At 43.6% G+C, this 25241-nt stretch carries 24 protein-coding genes; 21 read left to right on the top strand and 3 right to left on the bottom strand.

Annotated features, from left to right (window positions below; translation table 11 throughout):
• The first annotated feature begins 374 nt into the window (after nt 1-374).
• The 10 genes from ACNURT_RS22245 (at nt 375) to ACNURT_RS22290 (ending at nt 10041) form a co-directional block, all read left to right on the top strand.
• A complete protein-coding gene (locus ACNURT_RS22245) occupies nt 375-1256 on the top strand; it encodes a helix-turn-helix domain-containing protein (protein ID WP_419699550.1) in 882 nt (293 codons plus the stop codon).
• 122 nt (nt 1257-1378) lie between these two features.
• Complete coding sequence (locus ACNURT_RS22250; protein WP_419699551.1) at nt 1379-1777, top strand: cupin domain-containing protein; 399 nt, start codon at nt 1379-1381, stop codon at nt 1775-1777.
• Nucleotides 1778-1787: 10 nt separating this feature from the next.
• On the top strand, nt 1788-2195 hold the full coding sequence (locus ACNURT_RS22255; RefSeq protein WP_419699552.1) for a putative quinol monooxygenase: 408 nt from the start codon (nt 1788-1790) through the stop codon (nt 2193-2195).
• A 280-nt stretch (nt 2196-2475) separates the two neighbouring features.
• Nucleotides 2476-3459, top strand: a complete 984-nt coding sequence (locus ACNURT_RS22260) for an aldo/keto reductase (RefSeq protein WP_419699553.1) — start codon at nt 2476-2478, stop codon at nt 3457-3459.
• A gap of 363 nt (nt 3460-3822) precedes the next feature.
• The gene (locus ACNURT_RS22265; RefSeq protein WP_419699554.1) at nt 3823-4194 is read left to right on the top strand and encodes a methionine-R-sulfoxide reductase; all 372 of its coding nucleotides are present in this window, start codon (nt 3823-3825) and stop codon (nt 4192-4194) included.
• A 560-nt stretch (nt 4195-4754) separates the two neighbouring features.
• Entirely contained in the window at nt 4755-5726 is a 972-nt protein-coding gene (locus ACNURT_RS22270) for a ribonucleoside-diphosphate reductase small subunit (RefSeq protein ID WP_419699555.1), read from the top strand.
• Nucleotides 5727-5909: 183 nt separating this feature from the next.
• On the top strand, nt 5910-8282 hold the full coding sequence (locus ACNURT_RS22275; protein WP_370996320.1) for a ribonucleoside-diphosphate reductase subunit alpha: 2373 nt from the start codon (nt 5910-5912) through the stop codon (nt 8280-8282).
• A 181-nt stretch (nt 8283-8463) separates the two neighbouring features.
• A complete protein-coding gene (locus tag ACNURT_RS22280; RefSeq protein WP_419699556.1) occupies nt 8464-8670 on the top strand; it encodes a cysteine-rich CWC family protein in 207 nt (68 codons plus the stop codon).
• 217 nt (nt 8671-8887) lie between these two features.
• Nucleotides 8888-9283 (top strand): RidA family protein, encoded by a 396-nt coding sequence (locus tag ACNURT_RS22285; protein WP_419699557.1) that lies wholly within the window; start codon nt 8888-8890, stop codon nt 9281-9283.
• 563 nt (nt 9284-9846) lie between these two features.
• Nucleotides 9847-10041, top strand: coding sequence for a hypothetical protein (locus ACNURT_RS22290; RefSeq protein WP_419699558.1), 195 nt, complete (start codon nt 9847-9849; stop codon nt 10039-10041).
• Nucleotides 10042-10122: 81 nt separating this feature from the next.
• On the opposite strand, the gene ACNURT_RS22295 is transcribed toward ACNURT_RS22290, so the two are convergent.
• A complete protein-coding gene (locus ACNURT_RS22295) occupies nt 10123-11280 on the bottom strand; it encodes a hypothetical protein (protein WP_419699559.1) in 1158 nt (385 codons plus the stop codon).
• A gap of 134 nt (nt 11281-11414) precedes the next feature.
• On the opposite strand from ACNURT_RS22295, the gene ACNURT_RS22300 reads away from it, so the two are divergent.
• The 6 genes from ACNURT_RS22300 to rpsJ all read left to right on the top strand — a co-directional run bounded on the left by ACNURT_RS22300 (nt 11415) and on the right by rpsJ (nt 17598).
• On the top strand, nt 11415-12692 hold the full coding sequence (locus ACNURT_RS22300) for a hypothetical protein (RefSeq protein ID WP_419699560.1): 1278 nt from the start codon (nt 11415-11417) through the stop codon (nt 12690-12692).
• A 125-nt stretch (nt 12693-12817) separates the two neighbouring features.
• Complete coding sequence (locus ACNURT_RS22305; RefSeq protein WP_419699561.1) at nt 12818-13819, top strand: hypothetical protein; 1002 nt, start codon at nt 12818-12820, stop codon at nt 13817-13819.
• A 155-nt stretch (nt 13820-13974) separates the two neighbouring features.
• Nucleotides 13975-14388, top strand: a complete 414-nt coding sequence (gene rpsL / locus ACNURT_RS22310) for a 30S ribosomal protein S12 (protein WP_002993550.1) — start codon at nt 13975-13977, stop codon at nt 14386-14388.
• A 19-nt stretch (nt 14389-14407) separates the two neighbouring features.
• A complete protein-coding gene (rpsG, locus tag ACNURT_RS22315; protein ID WP_090462876.1) occupies nt 14408-14875 on the top strand; it encodes a 30S ribosomal protein S7 in 468 nt (155 codons plus the stop codon).
• A gap of 173 nt (nt 14876-15048) precedes the next feature.
• Nucleotides 15049-17160 (top strand): elongation factor G, encoded by a 2112-nt coding sequence (fusA, locus tag ACNURT_RS22320; RefSeq protein WP_370996311.1) that lies wholly within the window; start codon nt 15049-15051, stop codon nt 17158-17160.
• Between the two features lie 132 nt (nt 17161-17292).
• Nucleotides 17293-17598, top strand: a complete 306-nt coding sequence (gene rpsJ, locus ACNURT_RS22325) for a 30S ribosomal protein S10 (protein ID WP_022830652.1) — start codon at nt 17293-17295, stop codon at nt 17596-17598.
• Between the two features lie 265 nt (nt 17599-17863).
• On the opposite strand, the gene ACNURT_RS22330 is transcribed toward rpsJ, so the two are convergent.
• Together ACNURT_RS22330 and ACNURT_RS22335 are read right to left on the bottom strand one after the other, a co-directional pair.
• Nucleotides 17864-18274, bottom strand: coding sequence for a VOC family protein (locus ACNURT_RS22330; protein ID WP_419699562.1), 411 nt, complete (start codon nt 18272-18274; stop codon nt 17864-17866).
• 228 nt (nt 18275-18502) lie between these two features.
• Nucleotides 18503-20044, bottom strand: coding sequence for an acyl-CoA carboxylase subunit beta (locus ACNURT_RS22335; protein ID WP_370996309.1), 1542 nt, complete (start codon nt 20042-20044; stop codon nt 18503-18505).
• Between the two features lie 612 nt (nt 20045-20656).
• On the opposite strand from ACNURT_RS22335, the gene ACNURT_RS22340 reads away from it, so the two are divergent.
• From ACNURT_RS22340 to can, 5 genes are all read left to right on the top strand, one after another.
• Nucleotides 20657-20989 (top strand): hypothetical protein, encoded by a 333-nt coding sequence (locus ACNURT_RS22340; RefSeq protein ID WP_419699563.1) that lies wholly within the window; start codon nt 20657-20659, stop codon nt 20987-20989.
• Between the two features lie 141 nt (nt 20990-21130).
• The gene (locus tag ACNURT_RS22345; RefSeq protein ID WP_419699564.1) at nt 21131-22735 is read left to right on the top strand and encodes a SulP family inorganic anion transporter; all 1605 of its coding nucleotides are present in this window, start codon (nt 21131-21133) and stop codon (nt 22733-22735) included.
• A gap of 7 nt (nt 22736-22742) precedes the next feature.
• A complete protein-coding gene (locus ACNURT_RS22350; protein WP_370996306.1) occupies nt 22743-23435 on the top strand; it encodes a carbonic anhydrase in 693 nt (230 codons plus the stop codon).
• 335 nt (nt 23436-23770) lie between these two features.
• Nucleotides 23771-24517: a YoaK family protein gene (locus ACNURT_RS22355; RefSeq protein ID WP_419699565.1), complete on the top strand. Its 747-nt coding sequence runs from the start codon at nt 23771-23773 to the stop codon at nt 24515-24517.
• A 25-nt stretch (nt 24518-24542) separates the two neighbouring features.
• Nucleotides 24543-25205 carry a carbonate dehydratase gene (can, locus tag ACNURT_RS22360; protein ID WP_419699566.1) on the top strand — a complete coding sequence of 221 codons (663 nt, stop codon included), beginning with the start codon at nt 24543-24545 and terminating at the stop codon, nt 25203-25205.
• Nucleotides 25206-25241 lie beyond the last annotated feature (36 nt).

Raw genomic sequence — 25241 nt, forward strand, 5'->3', positions numbered from 1 at the left:
CCTTTAGAAGCATGGACTGCAATTATTTGCCCTGCTTCGCACTCTCAATGCTCTGCTTCAGCAAAAACTTGCTATGTCCCTGCCACCACATAGGCTAACATCGTTCGGTCCTCTTTCACCCAAAGCTTATCTCCTGACAGGGGTGAAGAAGCAAAAGACAATTCTTACTGTACAAATCCGGATTTGCGGCTCAAACCAACAAAAACTTGTCATCCTGAGCGTAGCGAAGGATATTCTTCAATTTGTCAGGTTGCAATAGATGCTTCACTCCGTTCAGCATGACAAATTTTAATAATGATTATTTCGCACCACCGGCTCGTTCACGGCACGCCTTCACTTACATTTACTATTTGTTTTTCTTATTTTTACCTTATATGGATGATAAAGGAATGGCGGCGCTTTGCGATGCCCACGCGGTTGATTTGAAGCTTAAAGGTTTTAAGGTATATGAAATTGAAACCGGTGCAAGCCGTGTGCCGGCTTACCGGCGTAAGGATTTTTATAAAGTATGTATCCTGAATGCAAAAAGCATCATACATTATGCCGACAAGAGCATTAACCTGGATGGCTCCACTTTATTCTTTGCCAATCCACACATACCTTACGCCGCCGAACTTTTATCCGAAAAACAAACCGGCTATGCCTGTCTATTTACAGAAACATTCCTAAAAGCCAATGAGCGTTCGCAAAGCCTGCAGGAATCACCTTTGTTTAAGATCGGCGGTAACCCTGCATTTTCATTAAATACGGAGCAGTCTGCATTTGTGAACACCATTTTTAAAAAGATGCTGGAGGAACAAAGTACCGATTACCTGTACAAGAATGACCTGATCCGCAATCACATCAATCTGCTTATCCACGAGGCGATGAAAATGCAACCTGCCGATAATTTTATCAAGCATAAAAACGCGTCGTCGCGAATCACTTCCTTGTTTCTGGAACTCCTGGAAAGACAATTCCCGATAGAAAGCGCCGACCGGCCGCTCAGGTTAAAAACAGCGCAGGACTTTGCCCAAAACCTGTCGGTACATGTTAACCACCTCAATCGTTCGGTAAGGGAAATTACAGGCAAACCTACCACCGCGCATATTGCCGACCGCATCATCAGCGAAGCAAAAGCGCTTCTGCAACATACCGACTGGAGTACTGCCGAAATTGCCTATGCTTTAGGGTTTGAATATCCCACCTATTTTAACAATTACTTTAAAAGAATCACCGGCACTATCCCTAAATCTTTAAGGACTAAAGCTGTTTGATTTTCTTACTCTTCTGTTTGATATTCATTAACCGAGGCCTGTTTGCTGGCGATATCTTTGTGCTATCTAAAACACTATGGATAAATTAGTGTAATAATTAAGTATATCAAACAGATCATTTTATGGAAATTAAACGCAGCGGCTCACAACCATCGGGTAAAGGTCCCGCAGAATATTTTACCGGAACGGTACGTATCGATCCGCTTTTTAATCCGCCAGACCCGGCGCGTGTGGCCATGGCCCTGGTTACGTTTGAACCGGGTGCCCGCACGGCATGGCATACACACCCGCTTGGCCAAACGCTTATTATTACCGCCGGCAGCGGCTGGGTACAGCGCGAGGGCGGACCAATAGAAAACGTTCACCCCGGAGATGTAGTTTGGTTTGCCCCGGCTGAAAAACACTGGCATGGCGCTACAGCCACTACAGCGCTGAGCCATATAGCCATCCAGGAAAAATACAATGGTTCGCCGGTTGACTGGATGGAGCAGGTTACGGACGAGCAATACAATAATCAATAAAGGCAAAAAGATGAAACCTGTTATTTCAAAACCCCGTCACGCAATAATGGTTATGATCCTGGTGTTAACGTTGTTTTCGTTCGGTAAAGCCGCTGCGCAGGATAAAAACCAGGTGGTACGCATAGCCAAACTACAGATAGACCCGGCTCAGCTGGAAAACTACAAAGCAGCCTTGAAAGAACATGCGGAAACCGCCGTGCGTGTAGAACCGGGAGTAATAACTTTATATGCAGTGGCCGAGAAAAATAATCCTACGCACATCACGGTTTTTGAAATATATGCCAATGCCGAAGCATACCAGGCGCATTTGCAAACAGCGCATTTTAAAAAATACAAGAGTACGACAAAGGATATGGTCAAGTCGCTCGAATTGGTTGATGTTGAGCCGATCGCTTTGGAAACGAAAATGAAGCAGTAGCATCTAAAAAAGGGCACTGTCAAGCTACACTAAAAAGGCACTGTCAAGCTACAAGGTTAAAGTCAAGGCGCTGAACAGACTCACCCGGTCTACGCTACGCTGGACCACCTTCTCTACGGCTTCGCCGCAAAGAGGGTAAAGAAAAAAGAAAGCCCCCTCTATGCGCGAAGCGGAGAGAGGGGTGACTAGCGAAGCGATGTCGGGGTGAGTCGATTGCCACCATGTTTCGATGACACTCAGCACGCCCCCGTTCGGACATAGTAATTAAAAATTCTACAAAATGGAAAAACGAAAATTAGGAAATAGCGGCCTTGAAGTTTCCGCACTGGGACTGGGCTGCATGGGTTTGAGCTTTGGCTATGGCCCGGCCACAAACATACCGGATGCCATTAAACTCATCCGTACCGCCTTTGAAAGTGGTGTAACCTTTTTTGACAGCGCCGAAGCCTACGGCCCTTTTAAAAATGAAGAATTATTAGGCAAAGCGCTGGCTCCATTCCGGGATGAGGTGGTGATCGCCACCAAGTTTGGCTTTAAGAACGGAAACGTTCAGGAGGGTGTGGATAGTCATCCGGAAAACATCAGACAGGTAACCGAAGCCTCGCTTAAACGATTAAAAACCGATCGTATCGATCTGCTGTACCAACACCGTGTAGACCCCAATGTACCTATGGAAGATGTGGCCGGTACCGTAAAAGAACTTATTGCCGAAGGCAAAGTAAAACACTTCGGCATGTCTGAAGCCGGTGTACAAAACATTCGCCGGGCGCATGCAGTACAGCCGGTTGCCGCCCTGCAAAGCGAATATTCGTTATGGTGGCGCGAGCCAGAGCAGGAAATTCTACCTGCATTGAAAGAACTGGGTATTGGCTTTGTACCCTTCAGTCCGCTGGGTAAAGGTTTTTTGACCGGAGCTATTAATGAGAATACCACGTTTGACAGTACCGACTTCCGCAATATTGTGCCGCGCTTTACGCCCGAAGCTCGCAAAGCTAACCAGGCACTGGTTGATCTGCTGGGTAAGATAGCCGCTCAAAAGCAAGCTACACCCGCCCAGATAGCGCTGGCCTGGCTGCTGGCCCAAAAGCCATGGATTGTACCGATACCGGGAACCACCAAACTGCATCGCCTGCAAGAAAACCTTGGGGCGGCCCAGATAATGCTTACGGCTGATGATCTGCACGAAATTGAAGCGGCAGCTGACAGTGTTACCATTGAAGGCGCCCGTTATCCGCAGCACTTGCAGCAACGGGTTGATCGCTGATTTGATTTGAACGTTGGCGAAGACTCACCCCAACATTGCTTCGCTTGTTGACCCTCTCTCCGGCTGTGCCGGAAAGAGGGTTGGGAAAATACCTATTTTGTCAAGGAACGGAGCAAAGCATCTGTTGTACGACAGGCATATTGAAGAAGATCCTTCGCTGCACTCAGGATGACAACTTTTATATCACTACATCCTCATCTTCACATTTGAAATCCGCACATCTGCACACCCAAATACCCATGTCAAATCAGTGTAAACAAGCCCGTAGCAGGCCATCCGTCCCGGTAAAATTCCGTATCTTTAAGTAACTAAAGAAGGTTTGAGAAATCACTAATTCAGTAATTCACTAAATCAATAATTATCATGTATAATCAGTTAACACCCGATGAAGAATGGGTGATATTGCATAAAGGAACCGAAAGACCATTTACCGGGGCTTTGCTGAACAATAAGGCCGAAGGCCTGTATGTTTGCAAACGCTGCGACACGCCGCTGTATACTTCCGAATCAAAATTTGAATCACACTGCGGCTGGCCAAGTTTTGACGATGAGATACCCGGAGCTGTAAAACGGGTACCGGATGCCGATGGACGCAGGGTAGAAATTGTATGCGCTAATTGTGGCGCTCATTTGGGACATGTGTTTGAGGGGGAATACCTCACGCCAAAAAATGTGCGCCATTGCGTTAATTCGGTATCAATGAAATTTGTATCGGCCGACGACATAAAAAAATAATTAAAACTTTTAGGAATATCCCGACAGATGGTCAACCCCTGTTGGGATATTTCGTTTTCCACAATTGCAAAATCAGCCTGTTTTTCCGATCAATTTCAAAGTTGTAATTGGTGCTTAGCAAAGCCATTATACAATTCGCAATAATTGTCGGTGTTAAGTCAACTAATTCTCAATGTTAAATTATCGTTTTTTGCAAATATTTTCCGGGCAAATTCCACCTGCATTTTTTAACCGACTGTAATCAAGTTCATTAATTTTTTCTTTTATCAGACAAGGGCATTAAAGTGTTAATAACTCGGGGGTTTGTGTAAAACTATCATTAAAAACTTGAGGTTTCAAACATTAACTTTGTTGAACAAGGTTCGCAAAAAGTATTCAAAAGACAGCCGGATGTATTCCCCATCCAAAACAAAAGAACTTAGCTGTCAGTACGTTACATAATAAAACCTGTGATTGGTCAGGCCAAACGCAAATATCCAAACTCCCTAATTGAAAAACTGGGGTGGCTTTCGTGTCTGATTGCTTGAAGTAATAAAAAGGAACAATAAAAAAGGTATCATATGAAACAGGAAGATGAAATATTACTCAAAGAAAACAAGGACAGGTTTGTAATTCTGCCGATTAAATATCCTGCTATTTGGGAAATGTATAAAAAGGCCGAAGCCAGTTTCTGGACGGCCGAGGAGATCGACCTTTCGGACGATATGAAACATTGGGAAAACCTGAATGAAGGCGAGAAACATTTCATCTCACACATCCTGGCCTTTTTTGCGGCGAGTGATGGCATTGTGAATGAAAACCTGGCCGTAAACTTTATGAGCGAGGTACAATTGCCCGAAGCCCGTTGTTTTTATGGTTTCCAGATCATGATGGAGAACATCCACTCCGAAACCTATGCCCTGCTTATTGATACTTATATAAAAGATCCAGCCGAAAAAGACCGTCTTTTCCATGCCATTGATACCGTACCGTGCGTGGGCAAAAAAGCAGAGTGGGCATTACGCTGGATAAACAACGGCAACTTTGCCGAGCGCCTGGTAGCATTTGCTGCCGTAGAAGGCATTTTCTTTTCGGGTAGCTTCTGCTCTATATTCTGGCTTAAAAAACGCGGCCTGATGCCTGGGCTTACCTTCAGCAATGAACTAATATCGCGCGATGAAGGTTCGCATTGCGAGTTTGCCTGCTTATTATACAAAATGCTGAACACCCGCCTTAGCGCAGAAGCTGTAACCAAGATCATTACCGACGCGGTAGAGATAGAAAAAGAATTTGTAACCGATGCCCTTCCGGTTAACCTGATCGGTATGAACGCCAAAATGATGAGCCAGTATATTGAATTTGTGGCCGACAGATGGTTGGGCGAACTGGGTTACGAAAAACATTATGGCGCAACTAACCCATTCGATTTCATGGAAATGATATCCTTACAAGGCAAAACCAACTTCTTTGAAAAACGCGTAGGCGACTATCAGAAAAGCGGCGTAATGAACAATGCCGAAAGCAAAGCGTTTTCGTTGGACGAGGACTTTTAGAGACAGTATCAAGTAGTTAGTATCAAGTATCACGACAAGAATACCAGCAAGTTGAAAATCATGATACTTGATACTAACTACTTGATACCAATAACCACTATATACTAAAATTAATTAACACACTATATACACAAGTTGGTATAGGGCTTGCTACCTGATATCAGCTTCTAAATACTCGAAAACATGCTTGTAGTAAAAAGAGACGGTAGAAAAGAGTCGGTAAAATTCGACAAGATCACAGCACGTATAGAAAAACTGTGCTATGGGTTTAACCTGGTTGACCCCATTGATGTGGCCAAAAAAGTAATTGAAGGTTTGTTTGACGGGGTTACTACCTCCGAGTTGGATAACCTTGCTGCAGAAACGGCGGCATCGTTAACCACCAAGCACCCCGATTATGCTTTGCTGGCATCGCGTATCGCGGTATCCAACCTGCATAAAAACACCATCAAGTCGTTCTCTGAAACCATGCGTTTACTGCATGAATATATCGATCCCAAAACCGGTAAGGACGCGTCACTCATAGCTGATGATGTTTGGGAAGTAATTGAAGCCAACGCTGAATTACTGGACAGCACCATCATTTATGACCGCGACTTTGGTTTTGATTACTTCGGTTTTAAAACCCTGGAGAAATCATACCTGTTAAAGATCAACGGTAAAATAGCTGAGCGTCCGCAACACCTGTTTATGCGTGTATCGGTTGGTATCCACAAAGCCGATATTGAAAGCGCTATTAAAACCTACCATTTAATGAGCGAGCGCTGGTTTACCCACGCTACTCCTACGCTGTTCAACGCGGGTACACCAAAACCGCAAATGTCGTCATGCTTCCTGTTAACCATGAAAGATGACAGCATTGACGGTATATATGATACTTTAAAACAAACCGCCAAAATTTCGCAAAGTGCCGGTGGTATCGGTTTAAGCATCCACAATGTAAGGGCTACAGGCTCGTACATTAGCGGAACAAACGGTACCAGCAATGGTATCATCCCTATGCTGCGTGTATTTAACGATACTGCCCGTTATGTTGACCAGGGCGGTGGCAAGCGTAAAGGCGCCTTCGCTATTTATCTGGAGCCATGGCATGCCGATATATTTGAATTCCTTGACCTGCGTAAAAACCATGGTAAGGAAGAAATGCGTGCCCGTGACCTGTTCTATGCCCTTTGGGTATCTGACCTGTTTATGCAGCGTGTAGAAGCCAACGAAGACTGGAGCTTATTCTGTCCGCACGAAGCACCAGGCTTAGCCGATTGCTTTGGTGACGAATTTGTTGCCCTGTATACCCAATACGAAAAAGAAGGCCGCGCCCGTAAAGTGATCAAAGCACAGGAATTGTGGTTTGCCGTATTGGATGCCCAGGTTGAAACCGGTACACCTTACTTATTATACAAGGATGCCGCCAACTCAAAATCGAACCAACAAAATTTAGGTACTATCAAAAGCTCAAACTTGTGTACCGAAATTATGGAATATACCGATGCCAATGAGATAGCCGTTTGTAACCTGGCTTCATTAGCATTGCCACGCTATATTATCAATGGCGAGTTTGATCATCAAAAACTGTACGAAGTAACCTACCAGGCTACTTTGAACCTGAACCGCATCATCGACGGTAACTACTATCCTGTTGCCGAAGCAGAATACTCAAACCTGCGTCACCGCCCTATTGGTTTAGGTGTACAAGGTTTAGCTGATACCTTTATACAACTGCGCATGCCGTTTGAAAGCGACGAAGCCAAACAGTTGAACAAAGAGATCTTTGAAACTATCTACTTCGCGGCTATGACAGCTTCAAAAGACCTGGCCATTGCCGAAGGTCCGTACGAAACTTTCAAAGGCTCGCCACTGTCAAAAGGTAAATTCCAGTTTGACCTATGGAACGTAGAACCTGCCAGTACCCGTTGGGATTGGAAAACCTTGCGCAAGGATGTGATGAAAAATGGTGTACGTAACTCTTTATTAGTTGCGCCAATGCCAACCGCCTCCACCTCACAAATATTAGGTAACAACGAGTGCTTTGAGCCATATACCTCCAACATTTACACCCGTCGTGTATTAAGCGGTGAGTTTATTGTAGTGAACAAATACCTGCTGCGCGACCTGGTAAACCTTGGTTTATGGAGCCCGGCTATGAAAGATAAGATCATCAGCGCCAACGGATCTATCCAGGACATTGCCGAAATACCTGCTGATATCAAAGAACTGTACAAAACAGTTTGGGAGATCAAGATGCGTAACATCATTGATATGGCCGCTGATAGGGGCGCTTATGTTTGCCAGTCGCAATCATTAAACCTGTTCATCAACTCACCAAACGCTTCGAAATTAACTTCAATGCACTTCTACGCATGGAAAAAAGGTTTAAAAACCGGTATGTACTACCTGCGTACTCAAGCGGCATCACAAGCGGTTAAATTCACCGTTGAAAACCAGGGCGGTTCAAACATGGAGCCTGTAATACCAGAAGTGGTTGAACAACTGGCCGACAATGTACCGGAAGGCCCAAGCTGCTCAATGGAAGAAGGCTGCGTAACCTGCTCTGCATAAGCTAGTCCGGAAGTCGGCATAAGTCAGGAAGTCCGAAAGATAAAAAAGACCGGGAGTGATAGCTTCCGGTCTTTTACATTATAATGATCAGCCGGATTTTTATATCTTGTATAACTTACTGACCTTTGCTTAATACTTCCGGACTTACGCGGACTTCCCGACTATGGACTCCAAAAAACAAATGACCAAACACGAGATCATCCGTTGCGAACGCTGTGAAGCCCCTTTTGAATGTAAAGCCAATTCATTCAGCAAGTGCCAGTGCAGTACCGTTCAGCTCAGCCTCAACGAGGTGCAGTACGTAAGCGAACTATATGACGGATGCCTGTGTGCCAGCTGCCTGTTCGTTATTCAACAGGAATATAGGGTGAGTATGGGTCTGATATAGCGCTATTTTTCCGGATCGATTGCTATTGAAATAAATCCTGACTTAAGGGTCAGCTGTTAAAGCTATTTGTTCTCTTTAATAAAAAGAGGCGAATTGTGTGTAGAAAACTACAGAAAAGCAGCCTGAAAAACCCTTTTTAATAAAAATTGGAATTGTAATAAACCTGGAATACCTTTGTTGAAGTGCAATAATTTAACCATAACAAGAAACCCAATCAATGATGCTCGAGTGCATTAATCCCAAAGATCTCCCAACTCCACAAACATACACCCAGGTCGTCGTTGCAACGGGAAGCAAGATGGTATTCGTCTCGGGTCAGGAACCCGAAGACATAAATGGCAAACTCGTTGGGCCCGGTGATCTTGCTACTCAGGCGCGCCAGGTGTTTGACAATCTCGGCCGGGCACTTGCTGCTGCCGGTGCACAATCTGCGCAGGTCACCAGGATCACGATCTACGTCGTCAATTACAAACGCGACGAATGCTTGCCGATTATTGAAAAGGCCCGGATAGCGCTGTTTGGAGATCACAAGCCAGCAGACGTGGTGCTCGGCGTAGCAGCACTGTCCCCTGGCTACCTGATCGAAGTTGACGCCATCGCGATCATTGATTGACCAAAACATCGGGAGCTGCACAAGTTCGCATACGCCTTTCATATGCTGATCAAAAAACTGATTTGAAATTCTCCAAAAAAGTTAAGGTGAATTAACGCTCTTCATTTAAGCAGCCTACATTATCGCCCCCATTAATCCTTTTCATTTTTATCCAGTCATATAGTTATACATCTTTAATAAGATGGGCAAAACTTTAAATACGATCATCATGAAAAAGAGATTTTTTGCATATATGTTAGCGTTAACAGCGATAGTATCAGTAACCTCAGGTTGCGTAGTACGTGAAGGAGGATATGGATATCATCACAGATATCATAATGGCTATTATAACCATTACCGTGGTTATTAATTGAGTAGTGTTTGAGTGAGTTAGTTTTGATAAATGATGAAAGAGCGGTGCGTGAGTGTTCCGCTCTTTTTTGTTACTATCTGTTGATTGCATATGTCATATCCATACCATTCCTTTCCAACCGTGAACCCTTACCTGTTAATCCTTTTCAATTTAATCCAGTCAAACCTATATAAAGCCTGTTAGTTAGAGGGCCACATTAATGATTATCACCATGAAAAAGAATTTGTTTGCATATATGCTGTTACTAACAGCGATAGTATCAGTAACCTCGGGTTGTATGGTACGTGAAGGATACGGAAACCGCAGGTACCATCATGACAGGTACCACAATAACGGTTATAATAATGGTTATAATAATGGTTATAACCGTGGAGATCATTACCATGACAGCACACATGGTTATTAATAAAAAGTGCTAATTGAGTTAAGTTTTGATAAATGATGAAAGAGCGGAGCGTGAGTGTTACCGCTCTTTTTTTGTTCCGGATTACTGCTGCAAAACCGTAATGCCATCCATATTTTGCATGCGTGCCACAATACCCCAGCCATAAAAATAGTTGGATACTCCAATGATCAATTCATTATCGCCGGCTTTAAGCGGGACATCAAAGGCGGAATTGGCAATATCTAACCGGCCATCGGGATATTTACGAATGGGTTGCGGGTACTGGTTTTTATCTACATAAAGCAATCCACGGTTAATAAACACATACACTTCGTCGCTAAAACCCAATTGAATTCTGGCAATTTGTTCTTTACTGGAGTGTATGGTGGTTTTAAGCCATACATACCTGTTTTTGTCCTGCACGCCGCCATAGCGGTTCTCTACCCCACCAAACATGCGCGTAAGGTTGATCAGTCCCCTTCGTTCGGCCAGTATAGGTTTCCATTTAGTGGTATCTGTTGGCAGATCCTTGATGATAAGCTCCCGCCCGTTTTCCAGGAATTGAGAGGCCGATACATCCCAGCGGCGGATATAATCGATATCATGATTAGTCAGGTCCGCGCCCTCTTCCGGTGACAATCCTTCCGTTTCGTTAGGTTTCACGGTGAGATTGGCAAAATAAGCCGGCCCGTCGAAGGCAATGGTACCGGCATGGCTTTCCCCTTCCAGACGCGGAATTTGCAGTACCGTACGTTCCATATTATTCAGGTACACCTTCATCTGCAAGCCCGATATTACCAATTTAAAATGGTTCCAGTCGTCGTTACGGATAGGTGCGGATGCCTGGAACTGACCATATGTATCCCACATATTGATGCCATGTAGTATTGGGGCGTACTGGATACCATCATTACGCTGCTGGCTTTCATCGGGCCGGGTACGCAAATAAACAATTTCGCTTTCGCCGGGGCTTTGCTGCCTAAAATATACGCTCATGAACGACGGTCGGCTGCCATCAACAGGCTGCGTATCAAATTCAATAGTACCATTGGTAAAACTAAAATCTTTTAATATCACCTGGTTGCTACCGTTTTTACCCCGCACTATTTTCATAGCTTTTACATTTTTGTAGGTTAAAAATTCCGCGTGCTGTTTAGTAGTATCCCAACGGCTTGCTTCAAAGGGAATGGATATGGCTTTGCCCTTGCCTGTTTTGACCTGAGCCGTACCCGCGGTAGTAAGCAGGAGTAGGCATAGCATACTTGTAATTAATGGTTTAATTTTGTGTTGGTTAAGTTTATTTTTCGTCTTTATGAATATTTTAGCTAAAGGTGAAATTGTATCGGCGTAAACCCATATTCAAGTACATTCAATCACGTTCACGGTCATAAACCATGCAGGAAGAGGCCCCATATATCAATACCTGGTGCAAAACGGTCGAGAGATCGCTGGATTGGGGCGAAAGCTCGTCATGGAACGATCATGATTTTGAAAAACTGGGCGAGCTTATATTTCAGAAAACCGGCACACTATTGAGCATCACCACGCTTAAACGCATTTGGGGACGGGTTAAATACAACAACTCGCCCACCATAGCTACATTAAATACCATGGCGCGCTTTGCCGGAGCTGAAGATTGGCGCATCTATAAAAAAAATATAACAGCCGAAAAAAAGATCTGCACCCCGCCGGTATCGCAAACAGGCATTAAACAAAAAGGCTATATTATTGTGGCAATGGGCATGGCATTGGTTGTTGTGGTATTAGGCATATTGGCCGCCCGCAATTTAGCTCCGCCAAAAGTTGTAAAACCCAACCTCAACGGCCCGGTTAAATTCTCGAGCCGGAAAGTGACCGATGGTCTGCCCAATTCTGTAGTGTTTGATTATGACGCATCGGCCCTAAACATTGATAGCGTAACCCTGCAGCAAACCTGGGATCCATCGCGGGTAGAAAGACTGGCTACCAGCGGCCGGCAGCATACCTCTATCTATTATTATCCGGGCTATTTTACAGCAAAACTGATTGCCAACGGCCAGGTAAAAAAAGAGAATTCGGTATTTATTAAAACGCGCGGATGGACAGGCATCATCGGCAGAAATAATAATCCGGTTTACCTGGATGATAAGGACATTCATCGATCCGGGGCTATGGGCCTCGATAGTAAAACACTGGCCTTAAAATTATCATCGCCGGTATTTAATGGCCAATGGCTCAGTTTTTATAATGTACGTGAGTTCGGCGGCCTGGATGGCGGTGATTTTACATTCGAGACCACGCTACGTAATACCTCGGGAATGGATGAATCATCCTGCCGGAAAATGATCCTGTATATTTTAGGTAAACAGAATGCCATCATTATCCCCCTGGCCGATAAAGGCTGTATTTCGGACCTTAATATATATACCTCGTCTGACTGGATATCGGGCAAAGACCATGACCTGAGTGCTTTTGGCTGCGATTTCAGCAATTTTCAAAAACTCAAATGCGAGGTAAGGGATATGAAATTAAGCGTGTATTTAAACAGCAAGCTCATCTTTACAAAACCCATTACGCAAACCATCACCCAGATAGCGGGTATCTGTATAGCTTTTGAAGGTTCAGGCGAAATAAAGGATGTAAAACTTGGCAATCGGGATAAGGTAGTACTGAACGATCAATTTGAGAAGTGATTTCAGGTCGATATCGCAGGTTATTGAATAATAAACCCTCTCTATTAAAAACAACTACCCATGTATTGAAAAAGATTCTTTTATAAAAAACTAATAGCAAGCTTTATAATAACAAGCTATTTTTTATGAAAGGAATTTTACCTGTTAAAGGCGTCTCTATTGCCGGCACTTTCCTTCTAACCCATATCACCCGCAATCTGCTCCTGATTGCTTTGTGTACTCTATGCTCTTTCGGTTATGGGCAAACCAGCATCATAGATACAGGCATCATGCCCCAGGTTTTTGCGCCAGGGGTGATATCCACACCTTATTCTGAATGGTCAACATCTTTTACACCCGATGGGCAGACTGTTTACTCGAGCCAGGGAAGCATTTACTGGACCATTGTTTTTTCAAAACGGCAGAACGGGCAATGGATGAAACCAAAGGTTGCCTCATTTTCGGGTAAGTTCAGGGATACCGATCCGTTTGTAACACCCGACGGGAAAAAGATCTTTTTTATTTCTAACCGTCCGCCAAAAGGTAAGCCTCAGGATAAATCACTGCAAGCCGAGCATATCTGGTATACTGATCATCTCCCGGGTGATGCCTGGGATACACCACAACAACTCGATTCAGTTATTAACTTAACCGGCATCAGCAATTATGCGCCATCGGTAAGTGCAAAAGGTACACTTTTTTACTGCTCGCGCCGTAAAGGGCTTACTGGTATGCAAAGTTTTTACGCCGCATGGCTGGGCAGTCATTATGATAAACCCCGGCAGCTTATTATCCCCGGCGTGAGCGAGATACAAGACCCTTTTATCGCCCCAGATGAAAGCTATCTTGTTTTTTTAAGTGGTAACGATATCTACATCAGTTTTAAACAAAACAACAATTGGGGACAGGCGCAAAAGTTAGGGCCCGCGGTTAATAATGGCGATGGTAATTCATCACCTTATGTTTCGGCTGATGGAAAAACCTTGTATTATAGCTCCAACCGGATGCAGGGATTTTATAAGCGCGACCTGAAAAAACCAGCCCTTAATTATGATGAGCTGATCAAAGAAAACAATAGTCTTTTTAATAGTCAGGGCAATATTTTAATGATTCCTATTCACTTACCACAGCACACTGGTAGTAAATAATTTAGCCTTCTATCCCTCCATAAAACCCGCCTATAAATTGGGGTATCAACCCATTACAAAAACTTTTTTGCGCAACCACTTGAAAATCAAAAAATAAGTCCGTACTTTTGCAGTCCTTAAAATAAGGATAAAACTGTAAATACAAAAAAGGAAAAATGCCTACTATTCAGCAATTAGTTAGAAAAGGTAGAGTAGCTCTGGTTGACAAGAGTAAGTCACCAGCGTTGGACAGCTGTCCACAGCGAAGAGGCGTATGCACCCGTGTGTATACCACTACCCCTAAGAAACCAAACTCAGCAATGCGTAAAGTTGCCCGTGTGCGCTTAACCAATGGAAAAGAAGTAAATGCTTACATCCCTGGTGAAGGTCACAACTTACAGGAGCACTCCATCGTGTTGATCCGCGGTGGTCGTGTTAAGGATTTACCAGGTGTACGTTACCACATCATCCGTGGCGCGTTAGATACATCAGGTGTAGCCGGTCGTAACCAACGTCGTTCTAAATATGGTACTAAACGCCCTAAACCAGGACAAGCTGCTGCAGCCCCTGCAAAAGGTAAAAAGAAATAATTAAGGAGGATAGATAGCAATGAGAAAGTCAAAACCAAAAAAGAGAATTATCCTTCCTGATCCAAGGTTCAATGATACCCTGGTAACAAGGTTTGTAAATAACATGATGTATGATGGTAAAAAATCTACCGCGTACTCTATATTCTACAACGCAGTTGATATTGTTGAGAAAAAAACCAGCGAAAATGGTTTAGAGACCTGGAAAAAGGCTTTAAACAATGTAATGCCTGCTGTTGAAGTAAAAAGCCGCCGTGTAGGTGGTGCTAACTTCCAGGTACCTACAGAGGTTCGTCCGGAGCGTAAAATAGCTTTGGGTATGAAATGGTTGATCAGCTATGCCCGTCGTCGTGGTGAAAAAACCATGATGGAGAAATTAGCCGGCGAGATCATCTCAGCAGCTAAAGGTGAAGGTGCAGCAGTGAAGAAAAAAGAAGATACGCATAAAATGGCTGAAGCCAACAAAGCGTTCTCACACTTTAGGTTTTAATTATTGAATTAGTGAATTAGTGAATTATTGATTACGTAACATTATGCTAATCGGTAATTCACAAATTCGCAATTCCTTAAACAAAATTTACTGAATAACAGAATCAGTGATTTGAAATCTTAAAAAGTAATTTTCACTCACTAATTCACTAATTCAATAACTCAATAATTAACATGTCAAGAGATCTAAGATATACAAGAAACATAGGTATTGCCGCCCACATTGATGCCGGTAAAACCACCACAACCGAACGTATCCTTTATTACGCCGGTGTTAGCCACAAAATTGGTGAAGTGCACGAAGGTGCCGCAACTATGGACTGGATGGCACAGGAGCAGGAACGTGGTATCACTATCACTTCTGCAGCTACAACTGTAAACTGGAAATACAGGGGCCACAACTATCACATGAACATCATTGATACTCCGGGACACGTGGATTTTACCGTTGAGGTAAACCGCTCCCTGCGTGTATTAGATGGTTTGGTTTTCCTTTTTAGCGCGGTTGATGGTGTTGAGCCACAATCTGAAACTAACTGGAGGCTTGCTAACAACTATAACGTTGCCCGTATCGGTTTCGTTAATAAGATGGACCGTTCTGGTGCCGACTTCTTAAACGTTGTTAAACAGGTTAAAAGCATGTTAGGCAGCAACGCCGTTCCATTGCAATTACCTATTGGTGCTGAAGAGCATTTTAAAGGTGTGGTTGACTTAATTAACTGGAGAGGTATTGTTTGGAATGAGCATGATAAAGGTATGACCTTTACTGAAGTGCCTATTCCGGAGGATATGATCGAGGAAGCAACCGAGTGGAGAGAGAAATTATTGGAATCAGTAGCTGAGTATGACGAAAGCCTGATGGAAAAATTCTTTGACGCTCCTGAAACCATTACTGAACGCGAAGTGCTTGACGCTTTACGTAAAGCGGTTTTAGATGCGAAGATTGTTCCTATGGTTTGCGGTTCATCTTTCAAAAACAAAGGTGTACAAACCATGCTTGATTACGTGATGGAATTATTGCCTTCACCAATGGACGTTGAAGGTATCATCGGTACAAACCCTGATACTGGCGAAGAAGTATTACGTAAACCAGATGTTAAAGAGCCATTTGCGGCTTTAGCATTTAAAATCGCGACTGACCCATTCGTAGGTCGTTTGTGCTTTATCCGTGTTTACTCTGGTAACCTGGAAGCCGGTTCATATGTACATAACATGCGTTCTGACAACAAAGAGCGTATCAGCCGTATATTCCAAATGCACGCTAACAAGCAAAACCCTATCCCTAACGTAGGTGCAGGTGATATTGCCGCGGTAGTAGGCTTTAAGGATATCAAAACTGGCGATACTCTTTGTGACGAGAAACACCCGATCATTCTGGAGTCAATGAACTTCCCTGAGCCGGTTATCGGTTTAGCTATTGAGCCTAAAACACAGGCCGACGTAGATAAATTAGGTATGGCCCTTGGTAAATTAGCCGAAGAGGATCCAACTTTCCGTGTAAACTCTGACGAAGAAACCGGCCAAACTGTAATTTCAGGTATGGGCGAGCTTCACTTGGATATCATCATGGACCGCTTAAAACGTGAGTTTAAAGTAGAGGTTAACCAGGGTGCTCCGCAAGTTGCTTACAAAGAATCTATCACAGGTACTATCCAACACCGCGAAACATATAAGAAACAAACCGGTGGTCGTGGTAAATTTGCCGATATACAGGTTATCCTTTCTCCAAATGACGAAGGTAAAGAAGGTTTACAGTTTGTGAACGAAATCAGCGGTGGTTCAATCCCTCGTGAGTTTATCCCATCTGTTCAAAAAGGCTTCGAAGCTTCAATGGTAAACGGTGTATTAGCCGGCTATCCATTAACCAGTTTAAAAGTTCGCTTAATTGATGGTTCATTCCACGCTGTCGATTCAGATGCTTTATCATTTGAGTTAGCTGCTAAAATGGCTTACCGTGAGGCATTGCCAAAATGTAAACCAGTATTGCTGGAGCCGATCATGAAAATCGAGATATTAACCCCTGAAGAAAACATGGGTGATGTTATCGGTGACATGAACCGTCGTCGTGGCCAGCTTTTGGGTATGGATTCACGTGCAGGTGCACAGGTTATTAAAGCTACTGTACCACTTTCTGAAATGTTTGGTTATGTAACCCAGTTACGTACCATTACTTCAGGCCGTGCTACTTCAACCATGGAGTTTGATCACTATGCTGAAGCGCCACGTAACGTACAGGACGAAGTAGTAGCCAAAGCAAAAGGCAAAAAAGCTGCTGCAAACGCGTAAATTAATTTTGAATTATTGAATTAGTGATTTAGTGAATTAAAACACAAAAAACTGATTCAATAATTCATTAATACAATAAATCAACAATTGCTCTAATAAATAGCTCTTAGGGTAATTAAAATCAAAAACAACATGAGCCAAAGAATCAGGATCAAATTAAAATCTTACGATTACAACCTGGTAGATAAATCTGCCGAGAAGATCGTAAAAACAGTAAAGCCAACTGGCGCTGTAGTTAGCGGACCACTTCCGTTACCAACCGAAAAGAAAATTTTCACCGTATTACGTTCACCACACGTAAACAAAAAAGCACGTGAGCAATTTCAATTATGCTCATACAAGCGCTTATTAGACATTTACAGCTCTAATTCAAAAACTGTAGATGCCCTGATGAAGCTTGAATTGCCAAGCGGTGTTGAAGTTGAGATCAAAGTTTGATAGACGACCGGCCCACTGAAAGGTGTGGGACAACATAAAAAAACACCATCCGAAACCGGATGGTGTTTTTTTGTTAAAACTCTTCCTCACCTATCACGTCATTGCGAGCGTAGCGTGGCAATCCCCAATAAGCAGAGCCGCTCTGTAAGTAGGGGATTGCCACGCTACGCTCGCAATGACGCGTTTATGAAATGTAGAGGTCCTCTTTGCAGCTGCACATTTGAAATGGCGAAGCCTTCACCGAAGTTAATCTGCACATCTTACATTACATTTGCTGCGGAATAGCGCTCATATCCATATAGGTAAACTCCCATAAGTGGCCGTCAAGATCCTGGAAACCGTGACCGTACATCCAGCCGTAATCCTGTTTCTCGTTTGGTACTGTTGCACCGCCGGCTACGGCCTTCCGTACCATCTCATCAACAGCTTCCCGGCTATCCAACGAAATACAATTAATAGTTTCGGCTACTTTGGTAGCATCAGCAATATCTTTTTTAATAAATGATTTAAAGAAAGGCTCGGTTAGCAGCATAAAAAATATGTTATCGCTGATAACCAGTGATGCCCCTTGCTCATTGGTGAACTGAGGATTGAAAGAATAACCAAGACTGGTAAAAAATTCGATAGATTTGTTAAGATCTTTAACTGGTAGGTTTACAAAAATTTGAGTTGCCATAATGTTTTAATATTAGATGTTTATTTGTTTAAATGTCTGATACAAACATACAGGCATTAACCCAACCCGATGAGGGGCAAAAACGACAAATTAAGGGTAAATAAGGACAACTGAACAGGGCATATCTTACAGGCGCTTATATCCCCAAGGTCTTTTTCACTTCGCGGGTAGTTTATCGGCAAGTAAAATTCAAAAAATCTTCAATCGAATATCCCAATTCCGAAATCCTTACAACGGCATATTCCCGTGCTTTTTTCGTGGGTTGTTTACTACCTTATTCTCCAGCATTTTAAAGGCCTGTATCAGCTTAAAGCGGGTTTCGGCAGGTTCTATCACTTCGTCAATAAACCCACGTTCAGCAGCCCGGTACGGGTTGGCAAAGGTATCTGAGTATAGTTGCTCCATCTCCCGCCATTTGGCCTCTTTATCTTCGGCAGTACTGATCTCCCGTTTAAAAATAATTTCGGCGGCTCCCTTGGCGCCCATAACAGCTATCTCTGCCGATGGCCACGCAAAATTCATATCGGCGCCTATGTGTTTGGAGTTCATTACATCGTAAGCGCCGCCGTAGGCTTTACGGGTGATCACGGTGATACGCGGTACGGTGGCTTCGCAAAAAGCATACAGCAATTTGGCACCATTGGTGATAATGGCGTTCCACTCCTGATCCGTACCTGGTAAAAACCCGGGCACATCCTCAAATACCAGCAACGGTATATTAAAGCTATCGCAAAAACGAACAAAGCGCGCCGCCTTAATAGAGGAGTGTATATCCAGCACGCCGGCCAGAAAAGCCGGCTGATTAGCCACAATGCCTATACTTCTGCCGGCAAGCCTGGCAAAACCCACTACAATATTTTCGGCAAAATCCTTATGTACTTCAAGGAATGAGCCCTGATCAATTACATGATCAATGATCTCCCTGATATCATAAGGTGTAGAGGCATTTTCGGGCAGCAGGGTGTTCAGCTCGGGCCGAAGCTCGTTGCTGGTTTCGTATGGTAATGCCGGAGCCTTGTCTTCACAATTTTGCGGCATATAACTTAGCAAAGCTTTTATATTTTGAATAGCGGCAATTTCATTGGCGCAGGCAAAGTGGGTAACGCCCGATTTGGTGGCATGAGTAGTTGCCCCGCCCAGTTCTTCGGAGGTCACCACCTCATGAGTAACCGTTTTTACCACGTTTGGCCCGGTCACAAACATATAGGAGGTATTCTCTACCATCAAAATAAAGTCGGTTATAGCAGGCGAATACACAGCGCCACCTGCACAGGGACCCATAATAGCCGATATTTGCGGTATTACACCCGATGCCATAGTATTGCGGTAAAAGATATCGGCATAACCACCCAGGGACACTACCCCTTCCTGTATCCGCGCACCACCAGAATCATTAAGTCCTATCACCGGCGCCCCGTTTTTGATAGCGAGATCCATGATCTTACAAATCTTTTCGGCATGTGTTTCAGACAATGACCCGCCGAAAACGGTAAAATCCTGCGAAAAAACATAAACCAATCGCCCATTTATAGTACCGTAGCCGGTCACTACGCCGTCGCCCGGATATTTTTCTTTCTCCATTCCAAAATCGGTAGAGCGGTGTGCAACCAACATCCCGATCTCCTGGAAAGAGCCTTCATCCATCAAAAAATGCAGGCGCTCCCGGGCTGTAAGCTTTCCTTTTTTATGCTGACTTTCAATACGTAACGCGCCGCCGCCTTCAAACGCTTTTTGGCGCTTATCCCTTAATAATCCGAGCTTTTTATTCACAATTCAGGTTGATTAAAAAGAATCAAGAGGTGAGAGTCAAAAATTAAGACAAAAACAATAGCTACTCATACCAACATTTCAGATAAGCAATCTTATCTACATGGAAGCTATTTTATTATTGTCCTGACTCTTAATTCTAATATCTTGATTCACGATCCAATAGGTTAAAAATAGTAATTAAATTGATAAAATAAGCCTCACCCAGCCCTCTCTCAAGAGCTACTGTGTGTACACATCTTTTCAATGCACTAATAGTTAAAAAAAGCTGCTCCAGAGGAGCAAAATGTCGGTAGAAATAATAAAATTCAACCTCTTTAGTGCTGTTGGTACTCCACTAACCTGGTTCAAGTTTCTTGATGCGCCATTATTTGACCTGCAAAGTTCAATAGTGACGTACCTATGGCACGTAAACTTCTTTTGATTCTATTTCTACCAACATGAAACCCCTCCGGGGGTTTATCAAAAAGATGCGTACACACAGTAGCCCGTGGAGAAGATTATTACATGAGAGTTTCACCGTTTATATGAGATTTAATAGTAATTAAATTGTAAGATTAGACTAAAACTATATTCCCCACGTTTTAACAGCTGTATTTTTATATATTTGTAGTAATGAAGATCAGGAATTTCAAAACGCTGATAGTAGTAATGTTTATGGGTGTCTTTATGATAAAGATGGCCATATCACTTGCGCCTGCGTTTTTATATCTTGATACCAAAACCGTGAGAGCAGTTATATTGCAGCTTGAACAGGAGTCCAAAACCGAAAAAGAAAATCCGGATAAGGATGCATTTAAGGAGAAAAAAGCCTTTGATGAATATTATCTGCACAGTGTAGCTCATATTACATTTGTTGCAGAAACTAATATACTCCATAACCAGGAAGATCATTTGTACAAACAGGTATATCATCCTATTGTCCCCACACCCCCTCCCAACGTTTAAATGATTAACCGGATACTTCCCTATCCGGATGCTAACGCTTTACAATTCATTTAAAATTTTATCAAAATAATTTATTAACGATGATGATTTATCATCCTGATCATATACCGGGACGATACTTTCATTCAAATTATCGATCTTATGCAAGATAAGCAAGGTGGCTTTGCTGTGGGCAATCTCAACCTGAAAAAATATTTCTTACCCAAAAACTTAAAGAAGGATATTCCGTCGAGTATCGTTGTATTCCTGGTAGCGCTGCCTTTATGTTTGGGCATAGCGCTGGCATCGGGCGCGCCTTTGTTTGCCGGGGTATTAACGGGTATTATTGGTGGCATTGTAGTAGGTACATTAAGTGGTTCGCAATTGAGCGTGGCCGGTCCTGCTGCCGGTTTAACCGTAATTGTATTAAATGCCATAACCAAACTTGGCTCGTACGAAACCTTTTTGTTAGCCATTGTGCTGGCCGGTGTTTTCCAGATGCTGTTAGGGATATTAAAAGCAGGTACTATAGCCAATTATTTCCCCTCATCGGTAATTGAGGGCATGCTTGCGGCCATAGGTATTATCCTGATCATGAAGCAGTTTCCACATGCTGTTGGCTATGACGCCGACTTTGAGGGTGATGAACGCTTTAGTCAGACCGACGAGCACAATACTTTTTCAGGTATACTGCGAGCGGTAGCCCGTATCAATTATGGCGCTGTTATTATTACTGTTGTTTCGTTAGCGCTGCTCATCTACTGGCCCAAATTCAAGAAACTGGCTATTATACCAGCCCCGCTGCTGGTTGTTTTAGCCGGTATTGGTTTGAGCACGGCATTTGCGGGTAGCGGTTTTGCCTTGTTGGATAAGCAGTTTGTACACATACCTATTGTAAACAGCAGTGCCGAATTTTTTGGTTTGTTCAAATCGCCGAACTTTAGCGCTATTGGCAACAAAGAAGTTTGGATAACAGCTTTTACCATAGCCGTAGTAGCCAGCTTAGAAACCCTGCTTAGTCTTGAAGCTGTTGATAAGATTGACCCGATAAAGCGTATTTCACCCACCAACCGCGAGCTGGTTGCCCAGGGAATTGGTAACATCACCAGTGGCTTATTAGGTGGCTTGCCCATGACTGCCGTAATTGTACGTTCATCTGCTAACGTAAATGCAGGTGCCCGTACCAAAATGAGCAGCATAACCCATGGTTTGCTCCTGCTGGTATCACTGCTTTGCATCCCCTTCCTTATCAACCTCATCCCGCTATCGTGCCTGGCAGCTATACTCCTCATGACTGGTTACAAACTAACCCGCATCAGCCTGTTTAAGCACATGTGGCATTTAGGCCTGAGCCAGTTTATACCATTTGTGGTTACTATAGTGGCGGTTGTGTTAACAGACCTGCTGAAAGGTGTGGGCATTGGTATGCTGGTCGGTATATTTTATATCCTGCGTACCAATTTGCGCAACCCCTACTTTTACCAAATCGATCGTAATGGCGATAAAAAAGTGATCAGGATAAAGCTCGCCGAGGAAGTATCCTTTTTAAATAAAGCTGCCATACAGATAACGCTAACCAGCTTACCTAAAGGCACAGATGTGATCATCGATGGTTCCAACTCCAGGTTTATAGACCCGGATGTGATCGAGATTATCCACAATTACAAGCACAATGCCTACACTAAAGGTATAGTTGTGCAACTACATGAAGTAAAGGAGAAGTATGATATACCTCCTTTAAAAGAATTAATGTATAACCCTAACTAAGAAAATCATGACCTCAATAAATAATAATTTACACCTGGTTAACAACGACAGTTATAACGCCCTGATACGCGGCAACAGCCAATGGGTTGACCTGAAGCTACAGGAAGACTCAGACTATTTTAAAAAACTGGCCAAAGGCCAAAGTCCGGAAGTATTATGGATAGGCTGCGCCGACAGCCGCGTACCTGCCAATGAAGTAACAGGCACCAGGCCCGGTGAAGTATTTGTACACCGCAACATTGCCAACGTAGTAGTACACTCTGATATGAATATGCTGAGCGTGCTTGACTATGCCGTAAATGTGCTTAAAGTAAAACACGTAATTGTAGCCGGCCATTATGGCTGTGGTGGTGTTGCAGCCGCTATGAGTAACAAACAGTTTGGTGTTATTGACAACTGGTTACGACATATTAAAGATGTATACCGCTTGCATGCCAAAGAACTGGATGCCATCGAAGATCAGCAGGAACGTACCAATCGCCTGGTTGAACTTAACGTAAGCGAGCAGGTATATAATGTTTGCAAAACCACCATTATACAAAATGCCTGGATGGAACGCAGCGATCTGGAAGTTCATGGCTGGGTGATTGATCTGAGCTCGGGCCTGATCAAGGATCTTAAAGTCTCCAGCAGCAGTCCGCATAACCTGGGTTATGTGTATGAGTTCGACAACGCAGATGCTGTTGCTCAACATTCATAAAGGCTGCTGCCCTTAAGCCTTCAAGAATTCTCCCCGCTACCTGCTAAGGGAGAGGTTTATGTTTGGTTTGCCCCGGTTCATGGAAATGGCCGGGGTTCTTTTTTGGGGCATAAGAATTCACATTGATGATAAAGCTCCCCTCTTGAGAGGGGGCGGGTTGAAATGCGCGGTAGCAGGGGTGTGTTATTCTCGTTGTAATAAACACACCCCTCCACCCCTCTCAAGAGGGGAATCGCACAATCTCTTACTCTTTCCGTAAGGCTTTCTATAAATTCATACCCAATCCTCATTATTTTTATCCTATTTTTATCCTGAGCACCAAGCAAGGATATTTTATGCTAAGGCAATCAAAAGAAACACGTACTTTAAAACAGAATTTATTGCTGGCATCGTCAACCGCTTTTGTATCGGGTGTAACCAATGTGGCGGGCATGATCGCTTTTCTGGCTTTTACCTCTAATATCACCGGGCATGTGGCCAACCTGGCCAAACATGTGGTTGAACAGAATTGGGGCGAAATTGTGGTATTTGTTATCTGGCTGCTCATGTTTTTCGCCGGGGCCTTTCTATCCAACTTCATTGTACACTCATTGGAGCATAAAAGCCGCTACCGGGCGCACTCCATCCCTATCGTTATCGAGATCATACTGCTGTTGTTCGTTGCTATTTATGGGCATAACTTTTACCGCGAAACCCAAACCGAGCGCGAAGTAGTGATCGGGGTGATTATTTTTTGCATGGGTTTACAAAACAGCCTGGTATCTACCATATCGGGCGGGCTCATCAAATCCACTCACTTAACCGGTCTGTTTACCGATCTGGGCGGCGATGTATCTGAATGGCTTCATCCCAATACGGCCAAAACCGAAACCATCCGTAACAAGATCTACGTACGACTTACCGTACTGGGCTTCTACTTTTTTGGCGGCATCATGGGCGGCTTCTTTTTTAATTTGTATGATTTTGCTATATTTTATTTCATTCCGCTAATTTTGCTTACCATTTTATATTACGATCTTTCGCCGGTGGCACTGCATAAAATAAGCCGGATATTCCGGACCAACAAAAGCAGACCGGTTTAGATCATTACACTCAACATTTATACCTATGTGCGCAAAAACAAACACTCATGACACCAGCCATATTACCTACGAAGGCTTGCTGGAAGGTAACAAACAGTTTATTACAAACGCGTTAGACTCCGATCCGGATTTTTTTAACAAGCTGGCTAACGGCCAAAATCCACCTGTATTGTGGATAGGCTGCGCCGACAGCCGTGTGCCCGCCAACCAGATCACCAATACTGCACCCGGCGAGATATTTGTTCACCGCAATATTGCCAATATGGTTATTCACTCTGATATGAATATGCTCAGTGTGCTTGACTATGCAGTGAATGTATTGAAGGTAAAACATGTAATTGTAACCGGCCATTACGGTTGCGGTGGTGTGCTTGCCGCCATGAGCAACAAAGCCTTTGGGCTTATTGATAACTGGCTACGCCACATTAAAGATGTATACCGCCTGCATGCCGAAGAACTTGATGCCATTACTGATGATACCGAACGCGGCAACCGCCTGGTGGAGTTTAACGTGATCGAGAACGTATATAACCTATGCAAAACCACCATTGTGCAAAATGCCTGGAAAAATGGGCAGGAACTGGGCGTACACGGCTGGGTTTACAGCCTGAGTACCGGCAAAATTGGCGACATGAACGTGAGCACCTATAACAACGATAATATGGAGGATGTGTTTAGGTTTAAATAACCCCCCAGCCCCCTAAAGGGGAGCTCTTTGATGTGC

The organism is Mucilaginibacter sp. NFX135 (assembly GCF_048565145.1).
In the GTDB taxonomy this organism is placed as follows: Bacteria; Bacteroidota; Bacteroidia; order Sphingobacteriales; family Sphingobacteriaceae; genus Mucilaginibacter.

Coding starts and splice junctions, on each gene's coding strand:
- ACNURT_RS22330 (WP_419699562.1), bottom strand. CDS start 18,274: ATGGCAACTCAAATTTTTGTAAACCTACCAGTTAAAGATCTTAACAAA.
- can (WP_419699566.1), top strand. CDS start 24,543: ATGTGCGCAAAAACAAACACTCATGACACCAGCCATATTACCTACGAA.
- fusA (WP_370996311.1), top strand. CDS start 15,049: ATGTCAAGAGATCTAAGATATACAAGAAACATAGGTATTGCCGCCCAC.
- rpsG (WP_090462876.1), top strand. CDS start 14,408: ATGAGAAAGTCAAAACCAAAAAAGAGAATTATCCTTCCTGATCCAAGG.
- ACNURT_RS22355 (WP_419699565.1), top strand. CDS start 23,771: ATGCTAAGGCAATCAAAAGAAACACGTACTTTAAAACAGAATTTATTG.
- ACNURT_RS22290 (WP_419699558.1), top strand. CDS start 9,847: ATGAAAAAGAATTTGTTTGCATATATGCTGTTACTAACAGCGATAGTA.
- ACNURT_RS22255 (WP_419699552.1), top strand. CDS start 1,788: ATGAAACCTGTTATTTCAAAACCCCGTCACGCAATAATGGTTATGATC.
- rpsJ (WP_022830652.1), top strand. CDS start 17,293: ATGAGCCAAAGAATCAGGATCAAATTAAAATCTTACGATTACAACCTG.
- ACNURT_RS22305 (WP_419699561.1), top strand. CDS start 12,818: ATGAAAGGAATTTTACCTGTTAAAGGCGTCTCTATTGCCGGCACTTTC.
- ACNURT_RS22345 (WP_419699564.1), top strand. CDS start 21,131: ATGCAAGATAAGCAAGGTGGCTTTGCTGTGGGCAATCTCAACCTGAAA.
- ACNURT_RS22340 (WP_419699563.1), top strand. CDS start 20,657: ATGAAGATCAGGAATTTCAAAACGCTGATAGTAGTAATGTTTATGGGT.
- ACNURT_RS22265 (WP_419699554.1), top strand. CDS start 3,823: ATGTATAATCAGTTAACACCCGATGAAGAATGGGTGATATTGCATAAA.
- ACNURT_RS22250 (WP_419699551.1), top strand. CDS start 1,379: ATGGAAATTAAACGCAGCGGCTCACAACCATCGGGTAAAGGTCCCGCA.
- ACNURT_RS22245 (WP_419699550.1), top strand. CDS start 375: ATGGATGATAAAGGAATGGCGGCGCTTTGCGATGCCCACGCGGTTGAT.
- ACNURT_RS22270 (WP_419699555.1), top strand. CDS start 4,755: ATGAAACAGGAAGATGAAATATTACTCAAAGAAAACAAGGACAGGTTT.
- ACNURT_RS22350 (WP_370996306.1), top strand. CDS start 22,743: ATGACCTCAATAAATAATAATTTACACCTGGTTAACAACGACAGTTAT.
- ACNURT_RS22295 (WP_419699559.1), bottom strand. CDS start 11,280: ATGCTATGCCTACTCCTGCTTACTACCGCGGGTACGGCTCAGGTCAAA.
- ACNURT_RS22280 (WP_419699556.1), top strand. CDS start 8,464: ATGACCAAACACGAGATCATCCGTTGCGAACGCTGTGAAGCCCCTTTT.
- rpsL (WP_002993550.1), top strand. CDS start 13,975: ATGCCTACTATTCAGCAATTAGTTAGAAAAGGTAGAGTAGCTCTGGTT.
- ACNURT_RS22275 (WP_370996320.1), top strand. CDS start 5,910: ATGCTTGTAGTAAAAAGAGACGGTAGAAAAGAGTCGGTAAAATTCGAC.
- ACNURT_RS22285 (WP_419699557.1), top strand. CDS start 8,888: ATGATGCTCGAGTGCATTAATCCCAAAGATCTCCCAACTCCACAAACA.
- ACNURT_RS22260 (WP_419699553.1), top strand. CDS start 2,476: ATGGAAAAACGAAAATTAGGAAATAGCGGCCTTGAAGTTTCCGCACTG.
- ACNURT_RS22300 (WP_419699560.1), top strand. CDS start 11,415: ATGCAGGAAGAGGCCCCATATATCAATACCTGGTGCAAAACGGTCGAG.